Annotated in this window: 14 protein-coding genes and 2 tRNA genes; 7 read left to right on the top strand and 9 right to left on the bottom strand. The window is 57.7% G+C overall.

Annotation, left to right across the window (positions count from 1 at the left end; genetic code table 11):
• Nucleotides 1–32: 32 nt before the first annotated feature.
• On the bottom strand, nucleotides 33–1,898 hold the full coding sequence (gene mul2B, locus PYTT_RS08750; RefSeq protein WP_067777750.1) for an Amuc_1101 family PilM-like pilus complex protein: 1,866 nt from the start codon (nucleotides 1,896–1,898) through the stop codon (nucleotides 33–35).
• A gap of 62 nt (nucleotides 1,899–1,960) precedes the next feature.
• Nucleotides 1,961–2,752, bottom strand: coding sequence for an Amuc_1102 family pilus-like protein (locus PYTT_RS08755; RefSeq protein WP_067777751.1), 792 nt, complete (start codon nucleotides 2,750–2,752; stop codon nucleotides 1,961–1,963).
• 200 nt (nucleotides 2,753–2,952) lie between these two features.
• Here PYTT_RS08755 and PYTT_RS08760 point away from each other — a divergent pair, with 200 nt between their 5' ends.
• The 3 genes from PYTT_RS08760 to PYTT_RS08770 all read left to right on the top strand — a co-directional run bounded on the left by PYTT_RS08760 (nucleotide 2,953) and on the right by PYTT_RS08770 (nucleotide 5,203).
• Nucleotides 2,953–4,038, top strand: a complete 1,086-nt coding sequence (locus PYTT_RS08760; protein WP_067777946.1) for a M42 family metallopeptidase — start codon at nucleotides 2,953–2,955, stop codon at nucleotides 4,036–4,038.
• Nucleotides 4,039–4,043: 5 nt separating this feature from the next.
• Complete coding sequence (gene lgt, locus PYTT_RS08765; RefSeq protein ID WP_176712527.1) at nucleotides 4,044–5,030, top strand: prolipoprotein diacylglyceryl transferase; 987 nt, start codon at nucleotides 4,044–4,046, stop codon at nucleotides 5,028–5,030.
• 88 nt (nucleotides 5,031–5,118) lie between these two features.
• Nucleotides 5,119–5,203: transfer RNA gene (locus tag PYTT_RS08770), tRNA-Tyr, on the top strand.
• 89 nt (nucleotides 5,204–5,292) lie between these two features.
• On the opposite strand, the gene PYTT_RS08775 is transcribed toward PYTT_RS08770, so the two are convergent.
• The gene (locus PYTT_RS08775) at nucleotides 5,293–6,213 is read right to left on the bottom strand and encodes an alkaline phosphatase family protein (RefSeq protein ID WP_067777753.1); all 921 of its coding nucleotides are present in this window, start codon (nucleotides 6,211–6,213) and stop codon (nucleotides 5,293–5,295) included.
• Between the two features lie 168 nt (nucleotides 6,214–6,381).
• On the opposite strand from PYTT_RS08775, the gene PYTT_RS08780 reads away from it, so the two are divergent.
• A tRNA-Asn gene (locus PYTT_RS08780) sits at nucleotides 6,382–6,456 on the top strand.
• A 187-nt stretch (nucleotides 6,457–6,643) separates the two neighbouring features.
• On the top strand, nucleotides 6,644–7,075 hold the full coding sequence (locus PYTT_RS08785; RefSeq protein ID WP_067777754.1) for an acyl-CoA thioesterase: 432 nt from the start codon (nucleotides 6,644–6,646) through the stop codon (nucleotides 7,073–7,075).
• A 50-nt stretch (nucleotides 7,076–7,125) separates the two neighbouring features.
• On the opposite strand, the gene PYTT_RS08790 is transcribed toward PYTT_RS08785, so the two are convergent.
• The 4 genes from PYTT_RS08790 to PYTT_RS08805 form a co-directional block, all read right to left on the bottom strand.
• The gene (locus PYTT_RS08790) at nucleotides 7,126–8,139 is read right to left on the bottom strand and encodes a hypothetical protein (protein WP_067777755.1); all 1,014 of its coding nucleotides are present in this window, start codon (nucleotides 8,137–8,139) and stop codon (nucleotides 7,126–7,128) included.
• A gap of 135 nt (nucleotides 8,140–8,274) precedes the next feature.
• Nucleotides 8,275–8,691 (bottom strand): hypothetical protein, encoded by a 417-nt coding sequence (locus PYTT_RS08795; RefSeq protein WP_067777756.1) that lies wholly within the window; start codon nucleotides 8,689–8,691, stop codon nucleotides 8,275–8,277.
• Nucleotides 8,692–8,701: 10 nt separating this feature from the next.
• Nucleotides 8,702–9,127 (bottom strand): hypothetical protein, encoded by a 426-nt coding sequence (locus PYTT_RS08800; protein WP_067777757.1) that lies wholly within the window; start codon nucleotides 9,125–9,127, stop codon nucleotides 8,702–8,704.
• A gap of 190 nt (nucleotides 9,128–9,317) precedes the next feature.
• Nucleotides 9,318–11,153 (bottom strand): glycoside hydrolase family 20 protein, encoded by a 1,836-nt coding sequence (locus PYTT_RS08805; protein WP_067777758.1) that lies wholly within the window; start codon nucleotides 11,151–11,153, stop codon nucleotides 9,318–9,320.
• Nucleotides 11,154–11,308: 155 nt separating this feature from the next.
• Between PYTT_RS08805 and PYTT_RS08810 the strand changes: the two genes are divergently transcribed.
• Nucleotides 11,309–13,714: a PDZ domain-containing protein gene (locus PYTT_RS08810; protein ID WP_083077079.1), complete on the top strand. Its 2,406-nt coding sequence runs from the start codon at nucleotides 11,309–11,311 to the stop codon at nucleotides 13,712–13,714.
• Nucleotides 13,715–13,755: 41 nt separating this feature from the next.
• Here the strand turns inward: PYTT_RS08810 and PYTT_RS08815 are convergent, their stop codons facing one another.
• Both PYTT_RS08815 and PYTT_RS08820 read right to left on the bottom strand, forming a co-directional pair.
• Complete coding sequence (locus tag PYTT_RS08815) at nucleotides 13,756–14,460, bottom strand: pirin family protein (protein ID WP_067777949.1); 705 nt, start codon at nucleotides 14,458–14,460, stop codon at nucleotides 13,756–13,758.
• A 92-nt stretch (nucleotides 14,461–14,552) separates the two neighbouring features.
• Nucleotides 14,553–16,811 (bottom strand): family 20 glycosylhydrolase, encoded by a 2,259-nt coding sequence (locus PYTT_RS08820; protein WP_172801798.1) that lies wholly within the window; start codon nucleotides 16,809–16,811, stop codon nucleotides 14,553–14,555.
• A 274-nt stretch (nucleotides 16,812–17,085) separates the two neighbouring features.
• Between PYTT_RS08820 and PYTT_RS08825 the strand changes: the two genes are divergently transcribed.
• Nucleotides 17,086–19,527 carry a glycoside hydrolase family 2 TIM barrel-domain containing protein gene (locus tag PYTT_RS08825; RefSeq protein ID WP_223196367.1) on the top strand — a complete coding sequence of 814 codons (2,442 nt, stop codon included), beginning with the start codon at nucleotides 17,086–17,088 and terminating at the stop codon, nucleotides 19,525–19,527.
• The last annotated feature ends 107 nt before the right edge of the window (nucleotides 19,528–19,634 follow it).

Below are 19,634 nucleotides of genomic sequence, written 5' to 3' on the forward strand. Positions count from 1 at the left end.
GTATGAAGTTGTGTTCTTGCTGGGTCGTGTGTTTACTTGGCGGGAACCGGGATGGGGTGCTTCAACGGGATGATCATGGTGAATTTCTCGACGTAGGGAGGCAGTTTGGCCTGGGTCGAGTCTTCGATGGAGAGGTACATGCGGTCTTCGAGCATGACTCCCTTTTTGTCGTTCGTGTTTTTCTTGACGACGAAGGTGAAGGGCGATTCCGGAGATTGGCTGCCGAGGGTTTGCCGGATGTTGTCGCGGACGGTGTCGCCCGTGGTCGAGCCGGTGATGGATTTGTCGAGTACGTAGCCTTCGATGCAGATAGCGGTGACGTTTTGGGCGATTTTGCTGTTTTTGTTGTTTTTGTCCTGCTTGACCGTTTGAAGGGCGGTGTCGTTGCCGCTGTCGAAGCGGTCACGTACGAGTGCGGCCTCCTTGATGCCGTTTTTGGAGGCAAGGTCGGTGTCGAGAGGGTTGAAGTTGACGAGAGGGACGAAGCTGGATATCCAGAAGTTGGGGGATGCCGTGTTCTGGGTCATGTCCTGCAGGATGTCCATGTAGGCGAAGCGCATGTTGTACAGGTTCGTGTATTTCTGGATGGTGCGTTCGCAGTCGGTGATTTTGTTTTCGGCAGCGCTGATTTCACTGCCGATTCTTTCCGCTTTTTTGACGGCAGCGGCAACTTTGATGCGCGTGGCCGCCGTTTCCGTTTTTTTCATGTAGGCGGCTCCGGCGAAGATGGCTGCACCGAGGACGGCGATGGAGCCGGCGATGGCGATTTTCGGGAGGAGCTGTTTTTCGGCGCGATCCTTGCCGACGCTGGTCGGGACGAGGTCGATGCTGATTTCCGCATCGCTGCATGCTTCGACGGCTGCGCCGACGATGCCCCCGAGGATGACGCTGTCGGTTGCCAGGTTGTTCTGATCGACATGTTTGCTGACGGGGACGTTGGCAAGCGGGTTCATGTGTTCCACCGGGATGCCGATGGTTTCTTCAAGGAATTCGCGGGTGTAGCGCAGCAGTGCGCCGCCGCCGCAGATGTAGGCCTTGGTGGGAGCGTTGCCCTTGAATTGCGCACGGTAGTGGTTCGTGGTGCGCTGGATTTCGGAGGCGAGGCGCGTCATGGCGTTGCGCACGGTGGTGGAGACCTGAGCTTCGACGGGGGACATGCCTTCCGTGTGGCCATTGGCCATGGAGACCATGCCTTGCTGGACTTTGATTTCTTCCGCATCCTTGAAGGAGCAGTGGAGGTCGCGGGCGATGGCATTGGTGATGAAGGCGCCGCCGACGGTGACGCTGCGGGTGTAGAAGCGTTCCGGTTCGGTGTAGATGATGTCCGTTGTTTTGGCGCCGATGTCGAGGATCATGACGGGCGCCGTTTCGTCCGGATAGTTGTACCGGAAGGCGTTGTACAGGGAGGTGATGGAGCAGCCTACGCCGGTATTGTGGATGCCGTGCGCGGTGATCTGGTCGTTGAGGGCATCGAGGGTTTCGGTTTTGATGGCGACGAGGATGGCTTCGCGTTCCGCTTCTCCTCGGTCGGGCAGGAGCTGGAAGTCCCAGACGATTTCTTCCATTGGGAAGGGGATGTGCTGCTGGGCTTCGAATCCGACGAGGCGGCGAAGGTCGTCGCTTTCGATCGGCGGCAGTTTGATGAAGCGGATGAAGACCTGCTGGCCGGAGACGACGCTGCGAACGGAGTTGTTTTTCAGTTTCAGTTCGCCGACGAGTTCGCCAATGGCGGCGCTGACGTATTCGATGCGCAGGCCTTCTTCGACGGGGTCCAAAACGATGTCTTTGCGAGCATAGCGGGAAAGGGCCATGCCTTGTTTGCCTGTGGATACAAAGACGCCCATGACGACGCCCTGGGCGCCGATTTCAAGGGCTACAACTTGTTTTTGTTCAGCCATAGATAGAATGTGGTGAGGAAGGAGGTTTGCCGGAGGGAGGTTCCGCTTCAGTAGCGGCGGGGTCAGTTTTCGGTGTCTGTGGCAGCCGGGTCCGTGGCCGATTCAGCCGGGGCGGCGCCATACATGGGGTTGGTTTCCGGGAAGTAGCCGGAGGCCTGTGCTGCGAAGGGTGTTTCCGCGATGGTGCGGACGGGGTAGTCCGTGGTTTCAGGGAAGCGTTTGGCATCAATGGTCCACCATCTGGGGAGGTCTTTGAGTCCTTTTCTCAGGTCGTTGTCGTTGCCGAACATTTTGGTGGCGTAGGCGAATTTGTCCTTGGTTTCCTTGCAGGGTTTGTCGTTGTAGGAGGCGTCTACGCTGATGAGGGTGAGGTAGGCGGAGAGGTCGCCGGCCCGGGTGTTTTCACGGCCCGTGAGTTTGCGGACGGTGGAGGGGGGGAGGAAGCAGGCGGCATGCGTGGTGACGGAGGAAGAGCCTTCTGCGCCGGGTACCGGTACGTTGACGTAGTGGATGGGTTTGGTGATTTTCAGGTAGCTGTTTTTACCTGCGCCCGGATTAGGGTTTTTGACGAGGAGGTAGAAGGTGACAGTGAGGTTGTCAAGCGTTCCGGAGCGGGGTTTTTCGCCGCTTTTGGAGAGGGCTTGTACGTTCATGGGGACGTCGATGTAGTACCATGTGGGCACTTTTGCCATGCCTTTCGCTCCCGAGAAGAGGGGAGGCTGGATTTCGGTGACGGTCATTTTGGCTTCGTCAAATTTCACGCGGACATCCGTTCCGGGGGCGTCTGCCAAGGCAACGGAGGTGAAGGCGGCGGTGCATGCGAGTCCGGCAAGGGTGGATATGAATGTCTTCATAAATTGTGGGATTTAACGGTCGATTTATACACGAATATGAAAGGTATGGCGAGCAAAAGCGTACATAAATACTATATTTTTTTGTTGAGTTTGTCGTGTTCGTTTTTGCAGGATGTTTACAGGTAGGGATTTATGTCATTTTATCACGAGTTTGCTTTTGAGGCTTGACCATTGGAGCGTCTGTTCGCATGCTAGTGGGCATGACAATCGACGCGAATTTGCTGAAGGAGTGTTGCGATGCTCATGGCGTTTCCGGGCATGAGGGAGAGGTGCGGAATGTGTTTCGACGGGTGCTCGGGAGGATGGGTGAGGTGGCGACGGCCGGAGCGGGCAATATCGTGTGCGAGCGGGCGGGTGCATGGCCGCGCGTGATGCTGGCGGCTCATATGGACGAGATCGGTTTTTTGGTGCAGAGCGTCGGCGAGGACGGGTTTCTTTCGATCGTGCCGATTGGGGGGTGGTGGAATCATACGCTGCTGAGCCAGAAGGTAGTGGTGAAGACTCGTTCCGGCCGCAAGGTGCGGGGTGTGATCGGTTCGAAGCCGCCGCATTTTCTGCCGGAGAATCAGCGCAATTCGGTGCTGCCCATTGAGGCTCTTTTTGTGGATGTGGGCGCCGCCAGTGCGGATGAGGTGGCGGAGCTGGGGATTGCCCTGGGGGATCCGGTGGCTCCGGGCGTGGAGCTGGAGGCTTTCGATATGCCGCACCGTTGGGTTGGCAAGGCGTTCGATAATCGCGCGGGGTTTTATGCGATGCTTGAGGTGATGCGGGGGCTGGAAGGTTGCGAGTTGCCGAATACGCTGATTGCCGCTGGGACGGTGCAGGAGGAGGTGGGCACCCGCGGCGCCCGTACGGTGGGCGAGCTGGCGGAGATGGATTGCGCGATTGTGCTGGAAGGTCCGCCTGCCGATGATACTCCCGGTTTTGCCGGGTCGGGGAGGCAGGGTGTGCTCGGTAAGGGCGCGCAGGTGCGTATGTACGATCCGACGGCGATTATGAATCCCGCTTTGGTGGAGCTGGTGCGCCGGACGGCCGAGGAGAACGGTATTCCTTTTCAGATGACGGTGCGCCGCAGCGGCGGTACGGATGCCGGGGCGTTGCAGTTTGTCGGGCCGGGGGTTCCCTGCGTGGTGATCGGCGTGCCGACCCGCTATATTCATGCGCATCACGGTGTGCTGGATGACCGTGATTTGCAGGCGGTGATCGATTTGACGATGGCGCTGGTGAAGAAGCTGGATGCCGCCGCCGTAGTTTCCCTGACCGATTACGAATCCCTTGACGCTTGATGAATATGAATTATGTGCATGATCTGAATCCCGTTATTTTCCACATTACGGAGTCGATTGCCGTGCGGTGGTACGGGCTGGCCTATTTGCTCGGTTTTGTGGTCGGGTATTATTTGCTGTTTTGTTTGTCGAAGCGCGAGCTTTATCCTGTGCCGAAGGAGAAGCTGGCCGATTTTGTGACGCTGACGGCGATTTTCGGGGTTCTGATCGGTGGACGGCTGGGGTATGTGCTGTTTTACATGATTCCGCGCGAGGGGTTGTCCTCTTTTATGGAGCATCCGTGGAATGCGGTGATGGTGAATGAGGGGGGGATGGCTAGCCATGGCGGTATTCTCGGCGTGTGCCTGTTTGTGTGGTATTATGCCCGCAGGCACCGGTTGAGCTGGTTGGCGACGATGGACGGGCTGGCTATTGTGGCTCCCGTCGGGATTTTTTTCGGTCGTGTCGCCAATTTCATCAACGGTGAGTTGTATGGCCGCATGACGTCGGCGGATAATCCTCTGGCCATGCGTTTTCCCGAGGAGATGAAGTTGTATTCCGTGGAGGAGATGCAGGAGAAGGTGGTGCCCGTGCTGAATACGTTGCATCATGAGATGGGGCTCCAGGTGCCGGATAAGTATGAAGGCGGTTCGGTGCAATGGCTGATCGATCAGGTGCGTGAGAATTCGCAGGTGAGGGAGACGGTGGGGAATGTGCTGCATCCCCGGTATCCTTCGCAGTTGTTTGAGGCTTTGGCGGAGGGTTTGTTCATTTTCCTGATTCTGTGGTGGATTCGCCTGCGTTTCCCGAAGGCTCCGCACGGTTTGTTCTGCGCCCTGTTCTGCTTCCTGTATGCGTTCGGCCGTATTTTGACGGAGTGTTACCGTGAACCTGATGCGGCGATGTGGGGCGTGCTGACGCGGGGGCAGTATCTGTCGTTCGGCATTATTCTGGGCGGTTTTGTTTTGCTGGTTCCGGTGTGGAGGCAGTGGAAGGCCGGCAGGCAGAAATGACATTCGTGGAAAAATAATTCATTTTTACGATTTTTAGCTTGCCAAAATGGAGAGGCTTGTGTAGACTCCCGTCGCACCAAGTGCAAGTGGGTAGGTTCCCGAGCGGTCAAAGGGGGCAGACTGTAAATCTGTTAGCTATGCTTTCGAAGGTTCGAATCCTTCCCTACCCACCATTCATTTTACGAGCCCTTTCCTAGGAAAGGGCTTTTTCTTTGTCAGGATGGCGAGGGTGTGGCTCCGACGAGAGGTGCGAGAGGCCGGGTTATTCCCGGATGCCGGGGATCGGTCTGCCGATCCAGACTTGGGGGCGTTTTTGCCGGAGCAGGTCTGCCAGTGTGGCGGCGGTGTCGTACATCATGGTGCTTTCGCGGATTTCGTGGTTTTTCCGGATGTCCGGCCCTGTGATGACGAATGGTACTTCCATTTCCGCCATGGTTTTGCCGCCGTGGTTTTTGGCTTGTCCGCCATGGTCTGCGGTGAAGATGACGTATGCCGTTTTGGCGATGGGGCTTTGTTCGACTGCAGCTCGTATGTCGCCGACGTAGCGGTCGATTGCCATGGCCTGTTTCATGTATTCTGGGGAGAGCCATCCGTTTTTATGCCCGGTTGTGTCCGGTTCATGAAAGGCGATGAAGGTGAGGGTCGGCTGTTTTTCGCGGATGAAGCGGATGGCTTCCTTGGCAATGGCGGTGTCGCTGCCCTGTTTGCTGAGGGTTTCGCTTCCTTTGTCGAAGAGGCAGTCCATGATTTCCCAGTTGTAGAAGTAGCCTGTGGTTGCATTGGGGGTGGCCGAGCGGATGAGGCCGAAGATGCCCGGGAAGCGCCCGTAGCTGCCTGTTTCCCGGGGCGGAAGGTCGGGATGCTTGCTGCCCCATGTGGTGTAGCCGTGCAGTTCGGGGGATGCTCCCATGAGCATGGATGCCCAGTTGGCCGCACTGGAGGAGGGGAGGACGGAGCGGTGTTTCAAGGTGAATGAGCCGTTTTTCATCATGGCTTCGATATGTGGGAAGCTGCCGGGATGGTTCCGGAGGGTTTCGGCGCTGAAGCCATCCGATCCGATGACGACGATGTGTACCGGGGTGGGAGCGGGGGTGTCCGCGGTTTTTTCGTTTTCATGGCGGTTGCATCCGCCGAGGAGGAGAGGGCCAAGCAGGAGCAGGGAGGCATGTATGTTGATTTTCATGCTGATTCTACGTTATGGAGCATCGGAGAAATTTCAGTTTTTTCCTGTTGAAGATGTTTTACCGTGTTGCATGATGTGCCGGGAATGCCCGGCCGGGAAGAAAAATCGTTTTTTTTATAAAAAAAGCTTGCACGCGTGCGTCGGTTCATGTAGACTCCTGCCCGCAACTCCTGCGTAGCTCAGTGGCAGAGCGGGTGACTGTTAATCACTAGGTCGTTGGTTCGACCCCAACCGCAGGAGCCAATAAAGCCCTTCATCTTAACGGATGAGGGGCTTTTCCATTTTGTGGTTTGCAGGAGTATGAAGTGTTGGATCGGTTGCCGGGCGGGAAGGGCCGGAGAGCTGATGTTTCTTTTTTCGAACTGTTCGGTTGTTGTTCGTTTTTGTGCTTTACAGGTTGATGTGTTGTTTGTAGAATGATTCCAGTTTTATGAGCGAACATATTATGCTTCCCGAGGGCCGGATGCCGGCGTTGCGCGTTGAACCGATGCCTGCCGATACGAATCAGCACGGCGATGTGTTCGGCGGTTGGGTGATGAGCCAGGTGGACCTTGCCGGGGCAAGTACGGCGATGCGGTATGCCTTGAGCCAGTATATGGTGACGCGGGCGATCAGCAGTTTGACGTTCGAGGCTCCGGTGATGGTGGGGGATGTGGTGTCGTTTTATACGGAGATCGTGAAGGTGGGGCGTACGTCGATTACGGTGCGCGTGGAGGTGTTTGCGGAGCGTATGCCGAAGATGTGCAATAATGTGGCGAAGATTACGGAGGCAGAGCTGGTTTACGTGGCTCTGGGTGCAGATAAGACGCCGATTCCGATTGAGGAGTCGCGGGCAAATTATGCGAAGGTGTGCCCGCTTTGACGGGGGCGCTGCACTGGGATGCCGCCGTTTGCCTGTGCATGCGGCGGTTTTCAGGCGGCGTAGTAGTCCGTGACGATGCGGATGATGCGTTCCATGTGTTCGGCGGTGTATCGCTGGTCGACAGGGAGCGGGAGGAGGTTGTCCGCAAGCTGGCGTTCGGTGCTGCCGGGCGGCGTGTCGCAGGCGGTTTCCGGCCAGTACCGGGGGATGAGGATGCCGTGGTCGATGAGGTGGTTTCGAAGGCCGGGAAGTCCGGTCCACAGGGGGTAGCAGTACGGTGTGGCGATGGAGGAGGTGTCGATGGGCAGTTTGTTGTAGTCCCGGAGGCGGTTGTGGAGATGGGTGAAGTTTTCCCAGCGGATGCGGCGTGCGGTTTCGTAGTCGATGCCGTGCATGAGGCGTTCCGTGAGTAGGGATATGCGGCGCATGGGGAGGTTGTCGAGGCGGCGTTCACTTTGTTCGCAGGCAGGGGAGGCGGCTTCGGCGGTTTGTTCGAGGCGTTGAAGGAGGTAGCCGGCTGCGGAGTAGGAGGTGTCGCGTTCGGTGAGTTGAAGGGTGGGGCGGTCGAGGACGGCGATTCCTCCGTCGGGGAGGCCGGAGTTTTTGCGGGGGCTGTAGAAGGCGGGGATGCCGGGCCGTGGAGGGGAGTAGAGGGATTGGCTGTTGTCGATGATGAGGCGGCTGCCGTAGTGGGCTGCGAGGGTGTCGATGTAGTGTTCTTTGAGGGCGTAGTAGTTGATGTAGAGGATGTGTTCGTTTGGCCGGAGGCGGGGGAGTTGTTCGAGTTCGAGCCGGGGGGTGATGCGGTATGCGGTGTGGGGGATGCCGAGGCGGGCGAGGGGCTGGAGGAGGGAGGGGCATGAGTAGGCCGGGAGGTGGAGCCGCGTGATGCCGGGGAGGTGGCGCAGGATGTATTCGAGGGCGTTTCTACCGGAGTTGAGCATGACGCTGCGGCCGGGGCGGTTTTGCGGGATGTTGCCGTATGAGGGGAGTTCGAGTCCGAAGTAGGCGCCGATTTCCGGTTCACGGCCAGGGGGTCCTGTTGTTGAGGGCGGCGGTGTCATGTGCGTGGGGGTATTAAACGGCAGGTCTGCGGATGTGTCAAGAGGTTGCACTCGTTCGCTATGAAGCGATGAACGGCTCCGGATGTGTGCCGGAGCCGTTCATGGGGGTAGGGATGGTGTCGGGGCGCAGGGCGCTTAGAGGTAGTCGTAGAAGAATTCCCATGCGTCGATCCACGGGTGTTGTTCCGGCTCGGGGAGAGGGCCGGTTACTTCGCCGGAGTTGGCGTCGAGTTTGTAGGCTCCGGTGGCGACGTTGCCTCCATGGTTGATGTAGGCATAGACTTCGTTGGGCGGGACGACGGTGATTTGGCTGACGTTGCGGCGGAAGACGCCTCCGTCGTTTCTGCCTGCTCCGCCGCCTTTCTGGACGACGTAGAAGATTTCTCCGCTTCCGTCGGAGGAGTAGTCCTGCTGAAGGTCGTAGTTGCCCATGAGGTGTTTGGTGGAGGCACCCTTGTGGTAGTGGTCGTCGTATTCGTCGTCGTCTTTGCCGCAGGAGGCAAGGAGGAGCGCCGCTGCGAGGAGTCCGGTGGTTCGGATGATGGTTTTCATGCGGTTGTCGTTACAGTTGGTGGTCGTAGTATTGCTGGGCGTCGATCCAAGGGTAGGTTTCGGGGTTGGGCAGGGGGCCTTCGACTTGTCCGGTAGCGGTGTTGAGGGAGTAGGCTCCGTTTTGGACGACGTCTCCGGCGGTGCCGATGTAGACGCAGACGGTGTCAGGAGCGGTGATGCAGAGTTTGTCGATGTCCCAGCGGAAGGCTCCGCCATCGAATCGGCCGTTGCCTCCGGAGGGGACGACGTAGAAGAGGTTGTATTCACTACGCTGCATGTAGTATTTCTGGAGGTCGTAGTTGCCTTGCAGGTGTTTGGATTCCGTGGTGGTGACGGTTTTGTTTTGGCAGTCTTTGCATTCGTCGTTGTCGCTGCATGCCGTGAGGATGCAGATGGAGTATGCTGCTGCTCCCAGATATTTGTAGAGGTGGTTCATGGCGTTTGGCGGCGGTGGTTTCTGTCGCCGTCTTTTGTATGATTAACGTTTGAATGGCGGGAGCGTCCGAAAAAAATCGCGTTTTTGATGTTTTTTCCATTTTTTGCCGTTCTTTTCCGATGATATGCAAAGGAGCCGGGGCTTTTGCTCCGGCTCCTGAAGGAGGTGGTTGAAGGCAATGGGCCGATGGTCAGTTGCCGGGTTGTGCTCCGGCTTTGGTTCGGATGTCGCGGATGAATTGCAGGCGTTGTTCGTCTTTCCAATCGTGTTCGGAGAGTCCGGTGATGTTGTTTTCCCGGCAGACGGTTTCGAATTCATCGACTATTTTGAGGATTTCTTCGTTGCTTCGGTTGAGGTTGCCGCGCAGCCAGTGGGTGAGGATGAGGTACTGGATGGAGAGTTGTTCGATTTTGACGCGGTTGAGTGTGACGGGGTTGTTTTTCGCAGCTTCCAGCGCTTTGGCGAAGATGTTTTCCGATTGTTCGATGAAGTCGTTGCTCAGGTACCGGGAGTGCGGTGCATCGTAGATCCATGTGTGCAGGTTGGGAGTGTTTTCGATGGTGGCTGCAAGTGCGGCGAGGTATTCGGCCATGGGGGCTGCGGCTTCCTTGTAGTAGTGTTCGAGGAATTCGCGCGTGAGGGCGTCGGCATCCGTTTGCGGGTTCCAGAGGAGTTTGGCAAGGAGGTAGTGTTTGAGCCGTTTGAGGCTGGTGGCGCGTTGTCCCGCGTCGCTTTGGGCGAAGACTCCTTTGGCTTTGTGGTCGGCGAAGTAGCGGATGTAGGCGGGGAGGGTGTGGATGTTGGGGAAGGGCTGGAAGCTGTGGGCGAAGTTGATGTGGTAGCTCCAGATCCAGAGGTTGTCGTGGATGGCCGACCATCCTTTGATTTTGCGTTCGAAGGCGATGTTGCCTTCGCTGCCGGAATGGGAGCATTTTTCGGGGTAGTGGCCGTAGCAGATGCCGATGGGGCAGAGCTGGATGATGATGCCGGGGTTGGGTTTCGTTTTGGTCGGGGGTATGTCGGTGGTGTGGTAGGCGAGGGTGTGGACGGTGACGTTTTCTCCTTGAAGGGCGTTGTCGAATTTGTTCAGGAAGCGCATGAGGAGTCCGGTGCCGTCGCCTTCTTCCGCAATGATGCGGGTGCATTCCGGGCATTGGCACCAGCCTCCGCAGTCGTTCTGTGAGATGGAGACGATGCAGGGGCGTTCCTTGTGCCGGGCAAGGTCGGCGCGCAGGGTGGCGAGTGCGGTTTCAAAGACGGCGGGGTTGCTGAGACAGAGGAGGTTTTTGTCGCGTTTGCCGTTGACGAGGCCGTAGTATTCGGGGTGGGTTTTGAAGTGTTTGTCGGGGGGGACGAGGTGCTCGAAGGTGTGGCAGGAGTATCCGGGCATGTAGTTGTAGAGGTGGTCGGTGGGTTTGTCCGGCCATCGGAATGTGCCGCTGTTGAGCCGGAGCCGCTGCGCCCATTGCCGGTCGCGGAAGACGTCGGCCGCGTAGATGTCCCGGTAGAGGAAGGCGGGGGAGGCTGAGGTGTCGAAGGGGGAGAGCCGGAGCGTTTCGCGGCGGGGGATGAGTGTTTCATCAGGGGTGTACCAGCGGCAGCCGAGTTTGTCTTCGAGGAGTGCGTAGGTTCCGTAGAGGAGGCCGTGGGGGCTGCGGGAGCGGATGACGATGTCGTCCCCTTCTGTGAAGAGGCGGTAGCCTTGGGCGTTTTGCGGGACGGCGGGGTCGGAGTCGGTGATTTCCAGCCGGATTTCCGGCCGGTCCGCGCGTGCCTGTTCCTGTTTGACGGGCCATTCGGCTCCCGTGATTTGCTTGAGATGGAAGGCGAGTTCGTCCGCCGCGGAGTGGGTGATGCCGGACGGTTTGTCCGGGGTCAGGATGGTGTATTCGGTGGTTCCTCCTTCTGCGAGCCGGAGGGTTGTCCGTGGCGGCGGTTCCTGAGAGTGTGCAGCAGAGAGTGTACCCATTACCGTGAGGCAGGAGGAAATGAGGGTGGCGGCGTATGAGGTGATGTATGGTTTCATTTGATCAAGTCGTGTTTAAGTGAAGTACGGAAGCGGTTTACTTTTTCTATCTCGTCGAAGGGGTTGCTGTTGTTTTTTTGTTTGTTATTATTCAAAGGATTTTTTGGATTGGTGTGATATGTTTTGATGTTGCTTTGCGTAGATGATATGCCATTATGTTGGTACTTCTTATGTCCGCCGATTCTTTTCTTGTTCCGATGTCCGTGTGTTGCAGCCTGTTTATGGGTGGCTGGTCCGTTGCTGCCGATGTGTATGTTTCGCCCGATGGCGACGATTCCCGTTCCGGTGCGAAGAGTCAGCCGATGCGTACGTTGCAAGCTGCACGAGATCAGGTGCGGAAGCATGGCTCCGGAGACGGAAAGGGGAATACGATCCGGTTGTTGGACGGTGTTTTTTATTTGCAGGAGCCGCTTGTTCTTTCTCCCGAGGATTCCGGGCTGACGATCGAGGCGGTGCATGCGGGGAAGGCAGTGGTGAGCGGGGCGCAGCTTTTGTCGCTGCAATGGAAGCCGTTCCGCGACGGGATTATGCAGGCGGAAGCGCCTGCCGGGTTGAAGGCGGATTGCCTGTTTGTGGACGGGAAGCAGCTCCGGATGGCACGCTATCCCAATGCGAATCCGGAGGAGCGTATTTTCAACGGTTATGCTGCGGACGCGGTGGCTCCCAAGAGGGTTGCTGGGTGGAAGGATCCCGAAGGTGGTTTTTTACATGCTTTGCACGGCCGCCTGTGGGGAGGCCATCATTATATTATTGAGGGGAAGAAACCGGATGGTTCCGTGAAGCTGGCTGGAGGTTGGCAGAATAATCGTCCTTCCGCTCCGCATGGCAAGTTCCGTTTTGTGGAGAATGTGTTCGAGGAGCTGGATGTACCCGGTGAGTGGTTTTTGGATAAGAAGGAGGGTGTTCTGTATGTGTATCCGGAGGCTGGGACGGATTTGAATAAGGCGCGAGTGGAGGCGACTCGGCTGGAGCGTTTGTTCGAGCTGCGGGGGGAGGAGGAGAAGCCCGTGCGCGGGGTGGCTCTGAAGGGGCTGGTGCTGACGCAGACGGACCGGACGTTCCTGAAGAACAAGGAGCCGCTGTTGCGTAGCGATTGGACGATTTACCGCAACGGCGCCGTGCTGCTGGCTGGTACGGAGGATTGTACGGTGGAGTCGTGCGATTTCAATGGGCTGGGTGGCGATGCGGTGTTTGTGGACGGGTATAACAGGAAGGTTTTGGTGAAGTCCTGCCTGATTGAAGATGTGGGCGGGAATGGCGTGGCATTCGTAGGAGATAGGTCGGCGGTGCGCTGCCCGCTTGATTTCAGGGATGGTGGCAGGTTTTCATGGCAGAATCTGGATAAGACGCCCGGTCCGAAGGGTAATGCGTTTCCTTCCGATTGTACGGTGGAAGATTGCCTGATTACGAGGACAGGTCGGGTCGAGAAGCAGTCTGCTCCGGTGGAGATTGCGATGTCTCAGGGGGTTCGTGTGCTTCATTGTTCGCTTTACGATGTGCCCCGTGCCGGGATCAATATCGGAGACGGTTGCTGGGGCGGTCATGTGATCGACGGTTGCGATGTGTTCGATACGGTGTTGGAGACTTCCGATCACGGTTCGTTCAATTCGTGGGGCCGCGACCGTTTCTGGCAGTTGAAGGGGCTGAATATGAATCAGGCGTCGGATTGGGAGCAGATCAAGGATGTTCCCTTTTTGGATGCCGTGAAGCCGACGGTGATCCGCAATAGCCGCTGGCGTTGCGATCACGGCTGGGATATCGATCTGGATGACGGTTCCGGCAATTATGAGATTTACAATAATCTTCTTTTGGCCAGCGGGTTGAAGCTGCGTGAAGGGTTCGGTCGTAAAGTGCATCACAATGTGATTGTGAATAACGGTTTGCATCCGCATGTGTGGTTCGGCAGGTCGGGCGATGTGGTGGAGTACAATATTTTCTTCGTGGACGGTTATTTCCCCGCGGGCGGGATGCCTTCATCTCCGTGGGGCGAACGGATGGACAAGAATTTCGTGCATGTGCCGGGGCTGGCAGGGACGCGCCCTGCGGCGGGGTTGCAGGAGCAGTCGAAACGCGATCAGGACTCGATTGCCGGGGATGCGATGTTTATGGCTCCGGAGCTGGGTGATTACCGTCTCCGGAAGGGTTCCCCCGCATTGCAGTTCGGGTTCAAGGATTTTCCGGCGAGTTTCGGCGTGGTGTCTCCCCGTTTGAAGGCGTTGGCGAAGTCTCCCGTTTTTCCGGAATACAAGCCTGTGGTTGTAAAAAAGGATCCGAATGCCGTGCAGGTGAAGTTTTTAGGTGTGACCTGCCGCAATATCAGGGGGATGGGGGATGTGTCGGCCTATGGTTTGCCCGGAGAGGCCGGTGTGCTTGTGTTGGCAACGGATGCGTGGGCTTCTTTTTACCGAGAAGGCGGGCGAGCCGATGATGTGATCGTCCGTGTGGATGGAAAGGATGTGCGTGATGTGAATGCGTTGCTTTCGGCGTTGTCCGGCAGGAAGTCGGTGAAGCTGGTTCTTATTCGGAATCAGGCTGAGAAGGTTGTATCTGTCGATCTTTAATGTCCGAAAGGCATTTTCCCTTTGTGCAGGAGGTGAGGATGTCAGAGGGCTACTTCGATGAGGAGGATGGTGGAGGGTTTGCGGGCAGTGACGGTGAGTACGTCGATGTCCGTGATGCCTGCGCCGTCCCTGCGGTCGAGGAGGGCTTCCGTTTCGTCGATGGCGATGCTTCCTTCGATGACGAAGATGTAGACGCCCGTTTGTTTTCCTTTGAGGCGGTAGGTGCAGGTTGTTCCCCGGTCGAGTTCGGCCCATGAGAACCATGCCTGCTGGCGGAGGGCGATGGCGGTGCCGGGGGCGATGAAGGTGGAGATTTCGTTGTGTTTCAGGAGGGGGCGGATGTCGTAGTCGGCATACCGGGGCGGGGTGTCGGTCTGGTCGGGGATGACCCAGATTTGAAGGAATTCGAGGTTTTCGTCGGAGCTGGCGTTGTATTCGCTGTGGTAGATGCCGCTTCCTGCGCTCATGACCTGGATTTGCCCGGGTTCGATGATGTGGCTGTTTTCAAGGCTGTCGCCGTGCCGGAGGCATCCTTTCAGGGGGATGGATACGACTTCCATGTTTTTGTGGGGATGGGTGTCGAATCCGCTGCGCGGGATGACGGTGTCGTCGTTGAGGACGCGCAGGGCGCCGAAGTGCATTCTTTGCGGGTTGTAGTAGTCCGCGAAGCTGAAGGTGTGGCTGGTGTTGAGCCATCCATGGTTTGCATGGCCGCGGGAATCGGCTTTGTCGATGATGATGTTCATGTCTGCTTCTTTCATCGGGTGAGACGATTCTGCCGCCGTTTCCGTTCAATGGCGGATGTGGGTGTATGACTTTGCAAGTGTCTTTCTACCAGTTATTTGTTGGTTGTTTTTGTGGCAGGATGTTGCTGTTTTTCATCCGGTGAGGAAGCCGCCGGGTCGATGCTGTATTCCAGTCCGGGATATTCGCGTATGTTGCAGCCCGGATGCTGAGGGTCCCATTGGACGGGGACGAAGGTGAACATCCAGCGGCGGGTGTCCGGGTTGTTCGGGCTTTTGATGAAGATGAGGTTCCATCCTTTTTTGAGGTCGATGGAGACGGGAGCCCGGAAGTGGTAGTTTTCATCGATCATGGCTCCGTTGTTGCCCGGTTTTTTCCATGCGGGAGGAGGGATTTCCTTGCCGTTGATCCAGAAGCGCGGGTTCGAGTGGTACCATTTGCCCGGTACGCTGACGGGGCCGTTGCGCCAGTCGGAGGTGGCCCATGTATGGGCTCCGATCCAGAAGGGGACTTTTTGCGCTTTGGGCGAGTGGATGCAGGTGTAGGCGTAGTAGGTGGAGTTCTGTGCGGCGCGCGCGCCCGGTTTTTGGCCGTTGAACGGGGTCGGGAAGTCGCAGTACTGTTTGAAGATGACGGTGGCCCCCGTGTAGGTTTGCGGGTGCCATGCCCATGTTTTGCCGTTGTGTTCGTATTGCGGTTCTATGTTTCCCGTGCGGAGGATGTTTTCGGGAGGAAATATCCGGTCGACGTTTCCTTCATGCGGGAAGGGGCCGATGATTTTCCACGGGATTTGCGCTTGCCGGACGTAATGGAAGGGGGTGTTGCGGAAGAAGCGGTCGCGGATGGCGAGGACGCGGTTTTCGTAGGCGGCGAATTTGGCGAGCATCGGGTCTTCGCGGGCGGGCAGGTTGGCATGGTATTGCATGTGGCTGTCTTTCATCGGGTCTCCTTCGACGCGTGGGAATGGCGGGTTCCACATGGGTTCACTGACGAAGGCGATGCCGGAATAGAACTGGTTGTGTGTGAGGTGTTCTTCCGAGGCGTTCATCGGGAGGTCGGGCCATGAGCAGAGGATCATGCCGAGTCCCTTGCTTTGGGGGAATGGGCAGATGCGGCGGAAGTACATGGTGGAGGCGACGGTGAAGGGGTCGATGTGGTTCAGGTAGGTTTCGATGGAGTCGATGTATTCTCCTCCGGGGGCGGGCCAGCATCGTTTGAGTGTGCGTTCGGTCCAGAGCTGCTGGACGGCGCCTTTGTATCCCTTGGGGGCCAGTCCGGGGTGCCAGCGGACGGGTTTGCGGCCGCATTTTTCGACGGTGCGGAAGTAGGCGGTCAGGGTGGCGTTGTCGACCTGTTCTTCTTTTCCGTGCGCTTCGTCGGTGCCGATGTGGATGTAGGGCATCGTTTCCGCAGGGACGAGGCTGCACAGTTCCTTGATGAGGTCGGTCAGGATGCGGGTCATGCGCGGGTCGTTCATGGCAGAGATGCCGAATGCGCGGCGGAGGGAGGCGGAGTGGCCGGGCATGTCCATTTCGGGGATGACCATGATGTTGCGTACGCGGCAATATTCGACGAAGCGGCGGAATTCTTCCTGCGTGTAATGTTTGCCGGGGAAGCGGGTCATGTTTTTTGCTTCCGTGAGGGAGGGGTAGAGTTTGCTTTCAAGTCTCCATCCTTCGTTTTCCGTGCAGTGGAAGTGGTATGTGTTGAGTTTGAGGGCAGCCATTTTGTCGATGATGCCGTAGAGCATGTCCATGGGCATGTAGTTGCGGCCGATGTCGTTCATGGCTCCGCGGATGGGGAAGGCGCCCCAGTCTTCGATCGAGCAATGGGCGACGGTCGTTTTTCCACCGCGCCGGAGGATGAGCTGTTTGAGCGTTTGGAGGCCGTAGTAGAAGCCCCGGGTGTTGACGGCTTGGATGTCGATGCCTTGCGGGGTGATGCTCATGCGGTAGGAGTCGTCTCCGAGCGCTGGCGGTTGTTCCCTGTTTTCCATGGATTTCGGCCATTCCGGAATGAGGGTGAAGCGGATGGGGTATGCTCCGGATGGTGCGGTTTTGATTTCGTGGGCTTTCAGGTATGCGTTGAGTTCCGCAAGGATGTGTTTCATCTGGGCCGGGTCGGCCGTTTGCTGGGGCGTCTGGATGGTGACGGTTGCAAGGGCTGATGAACGGTCTTTCCATGCGATGCTCCGGGGCATGGGGAGGAGGGGCGGGCGTTCGGCGGAATAAAGGGCGTAGTTTGCGCCGTCGCAGGGGTAGGCGTCCCGGGTGTCGGTTTCCGATGCAGAGGCATGGAAGCAGGTTATGCCGAGGACGGCCAGCAGGCAGGTGATACAGGTTTTGAGAGACATGGAGGAAGTGATGAAGAAATTCACATCCGACATTAGCAGGCTTTGTCCGAAAAAGTCAAGATGGGGGCGGAGCATAAGTGCTGGTCTTATTGCGGTGTTTTGCGGCTAGATTCCAGGATGTGCGAAAAGTTTAAATTTTTTGATAGTTTTTGAATGCTGCGGCGTATATGACGATATGATGTATTCGTATCATCGCCGGAATTCCGTCAGGTTGCTCCATGCCGTTTTGGCTGTCGCGCTTGTTTCTCCATTGGCTGCGCGGGAAGAGCAGTTGATGAATAATCATTACCGTTTTACGCTGGGCGATTTGTCCGGAGCGGAGAAGCCGGGGTTCGACGATTCGAAGTGGGCTCCTGCGAGTGTGCCTCATTCGTTTTCGACGCCTTACTGGGGCGATAGCCGTTTTTATGTGGGCTACGGCTGGTACCGCCGAGATGTGACGATTCCTCAGTCGTGGAAGGGCAAGCGGGTGTTTCTCGATTTCGAGGGTGTGTTTCAGGAGTGCGAGCTGTATGTGAACGGGAAGTTCGTGGGCAAGCATCGCGGCGGTTATACGGGGTTCGAGTTCGATATTACGGATTTCGTGAAGCCGGGCAAGAATCTGGTTGCCGTGCGCGTGAATAATATGTGGAATGCGGTGCTGCCTCCGCGCGCCGGGGAGCATGTGTTCAGCGGCGGTATTTACCGCGATGTGAAGCTGGTGGCGAAGGATCCGCTGCATGTGGCTTGGTTCGGGACGTTCGTGACGATTCCGCAGGTGAGCGACGATGCCGCGACGGTGCGTGTGGCGACGGAGCTGAAGAATGATGCCAAGACGGCGGTGAAGGGTTCTCTGAAGACGACTTTGCTCGATCCCGAGGGCAAGAAGGTGGCGACGATGAGTATGCCGATCGAGATGAAGGCAGGCGAGTCGAAGGAGTGGGTGCAGGATTTTGCGCCGTTGAAATCGCCGAAGCTGTGGCATCCCGATTCTCCGCGTTTGTATAAGGCGGTGACGGAGGTGGTGCGCGACGGGAAGGTTTGCGATACGTTCGAGACGCCGTTCGGCATTCGCTGGTTCGAGTTTACGAAGGATAAGGGCTTTTTCCTGAATGGCAAGCCTTACTATATTATCGGTGCGAATGTGCATCAGGACCGTGCCGGATGGGGTGATGCGGCGGTGAATAGCGATTTCGACCGCGATGTGAAGATGATTAAGGATTCCGGGATGAATTTCATCCGCGGTTCCCATTATCCGCATGATCCGGCATTCACGGCGGCATGCGACAAGCACGGTGTTCTGTTCTGGAGCGAGGGCGTGTTCTGGGGGATCGGCGGTTTCAAGAAGGACGGTTACTGGGATTGCAGCGCGTATCCTCCCAATGAGAAGGATCAGGCGGAGTTCGAAGCGAATTTGAAGGCGGCTCTGCGGGATATGATCCGGGTGCACCGCAATCATCCTTCGGTGGTGACGTGGAGTATGGGGAACGAGATTTTCTTTACCGAGGGTTCGGTGATGCAGAAGGCGAAGGATTGTACGCAACGGCTGATCGAGTACAGCCGGGAGCTTGATCCTTCCCGTCCGGCGGCGGTCGGCGGGGTGCAGCGGCAGGGGTTCGACAAGATCGGCGATCTGGCCGGGTATAACGGCGACGGTGCGAATGAGATGAAGCCGACGCTGCCGAGCCTTGTGGCGGAGTACGGTTCCGTGATCAGCAACCGCCCGGGCAAGTATGCCTCTAACCGCGGCTATGTGGAGGGCAAGCGTTTTCCGTGGCGCAGCGGCGAGGTGCTGTGGTGCGGTTTCCACCACGGCAGTATTGCCGGGTCGATGGGCAGGATGGGCTTTATCGATTATTTCCGCCTGCCGCTCCGTGCGTGGTACTGGTACCGCAATGAGCTGAAGCAGATTGCCCCGCCTGAATGGCCGCAGAAGGGGACTCCGGCAGCTCTGGCTCTGACGGCCGACCGTACGACGATTGCGACGGACGGTACGGACGATTCCCATTTGACGATTACGGTGACGGATGCGCAGGGCAAGCCGATCGATGCGACTCCGGAGGTGAAGTTGACTGTGGTTTCCGGCCCCGGTATTTTCCCGACGGGCAAGTCGATTACATTCAAGCCGGATGCGAAGGATATTCCGATTATCGAGGGTAAGGCAGCCATCGAGTTCCGTTCCTATTATGCGGGCGAATCGCGCATCAAGGCGGAGTCTCCCGGCCTGAAGCCTGCCGAGGTGGTGATCCGCTGTACGGGGTCCGAGCCGTTCGTGGAAGGTAAGTCGAAGGAGTGGATGCCGGTTGCCGGTACGCCGACCGATCCCAAGTCCGCGGCCCAGTTCGTGGAGTGCGGCCATACGCGCCCGGCGATCGCCTCGGCCAATAGCGAGCAGGCCAAGTTCGCCAACGATGGCGATTCCGCTACGGCGTGGGCGTTTGTCTGCGGCGATTCCGGTGCGGAGTGGTGGCGGCTGGATCTGGAGAATTTCTACGGGTTGCAATCCGTGGAGGTGGGCGGCAAGCTGCCGGAAGATGTGTCCTTCGAGATTACGGCGGATGAAGGCCGTACATGGACGCCGCTGCCCGCCCCCGTGAAGACGGCTTCCGGCGTGAAGGCGACGTGCGATCCCGGCAAGGTGCATGGCCGTTTCCTGCGGATGAATCTGAAGGGGAAACCCGGCGAGAAGTACGAGGTGCGGGATTTGAAGGTGACGGGGCGTACGTCCCGGAACTGATTCCTGGCGGTTCGGCTCCGGCGGCCTGTGGGTTCGCCGGAGCCGCCGTTTCTTGAGAGCGTGTATTTTCGCGCTCGACATTGGCTGTTCCGTGCGCTACACTCGCG

It is taken from the genome of Neoakkermansia glycaniphila (assembly GCF_900097105.1).
Taxonomy (GTDB): Bacteria; Verrucomicrobiota; Verrucomicrobiia; order Verrucomicrobiales; family Akkermansiaceae; genus Akkermansia; species Akkermansia glycaniphila.

What these genes read in the sequence shown, in the direction of transcription:
- PYTT_RS08815 (WP_067777949.1), bottom strand. Translation starts at nt 14,460, where the DNA reads ATGAACATCATCATCGACAAAGCCGATTCCCGCGGCCATGCAAACCAT.
- PYTT_RS08760 (WP_067777946.1), top strand. Translation starts at nt 2,953, where the DNA reads ATGACAATCGACGCGAATTTGCTGAAGGAGTGTTGCGATGCTCATGGC.
- PYTT_RS08790 (WP_067777755.1), bottom strand. Translation starts at nt 8,139, where the DNA reads ATGACACCGCCGCCCTCAACAACAGGACCCCCTGGCCGTGAACCGGAA.
- PYTT_RS08805 (WP_067777758.1), bottom strand. Translation starts at nt 11,153, where the DNA reads ATGAAACCATACATCACCTCATACGCCGCCACCCTCATTTCCTCCTGC.
- PYTT_RS08795 (WP_067777756.1), bottom strand. Translation starts at nt 8,691, where the DNA reads ATGAAAACCATCATCCGAACCACCGGACTCCTCGCAGCGGCGCTCCTC.
- PYTT_RS08755 (WP_067777751.1), bottom strand. Translation starts at nt 2,752, where the DNA reads ATGAAGACATTCATATCCACCCTTGCCGGACTCGCATGCACCGCCGCC.
- PYTT_RS08785 (WP_067777754.1), top strand. Translation starts at nt 6,644, where the DNA reads ATGAGCGAACATATTATGCTTCCCGAGGGCCGGATGCCGGCGTTGCGC.
- lgt (WP_176712527.1), top strand. Translation starts at nt 4,044, where the DNA reads ATGAATTATGTGCATGATCTGAATCCCGTTATTTTCCACATTACGGAG.
- PYTT_RS08800 (WP_067777757.1), bottom strand. Translation starts at nt 9,127, where the DNA reads ATGAACCACCTCTACAAATATCTGGGAGCAGCAGCATACTCCATCTGC.
- PYTT_RS08775 (WP_067777753.1), bottom strand. Translation starts at nt 6,213, where the DNA reads ATGAAAATCAACATACATGCCTCCCTGCTCCTGCTTGGCCCTCTCCTC.
- PYTT_RS08810 (WP_083077079.1), top strand. Translation starts at nt 11,309, where the DNA reads ATGTTGGTACTTCTTATGTCCGCCGATTCTTTTCTTGTTCCGATGTCC.
- PYTT_RS08820 (WP_172801798.1), bottom strand. Translation starts at nt 16,811, where the DNA reads ATGTCTCTCAAAACCTGTATCACCTGCCTGCTGGCCGTCCTCGGCATA.
- PYTT_RS08825 (WP_223196367.1), top strand. Translation starts at nt 17,086, where the DNA reads ATGAATAATCATTACCGTTTTACGCTGGGCGATTTGTCCGGAGCGGAG.
- mul2B (WP_067777750.1), bottom strand. Translation starts at nt 1,898, where the DNA reads ATGGCTGAACAAAAACAAGTTGTAGCCCTTGAAATCGGCGCCCAGGGC.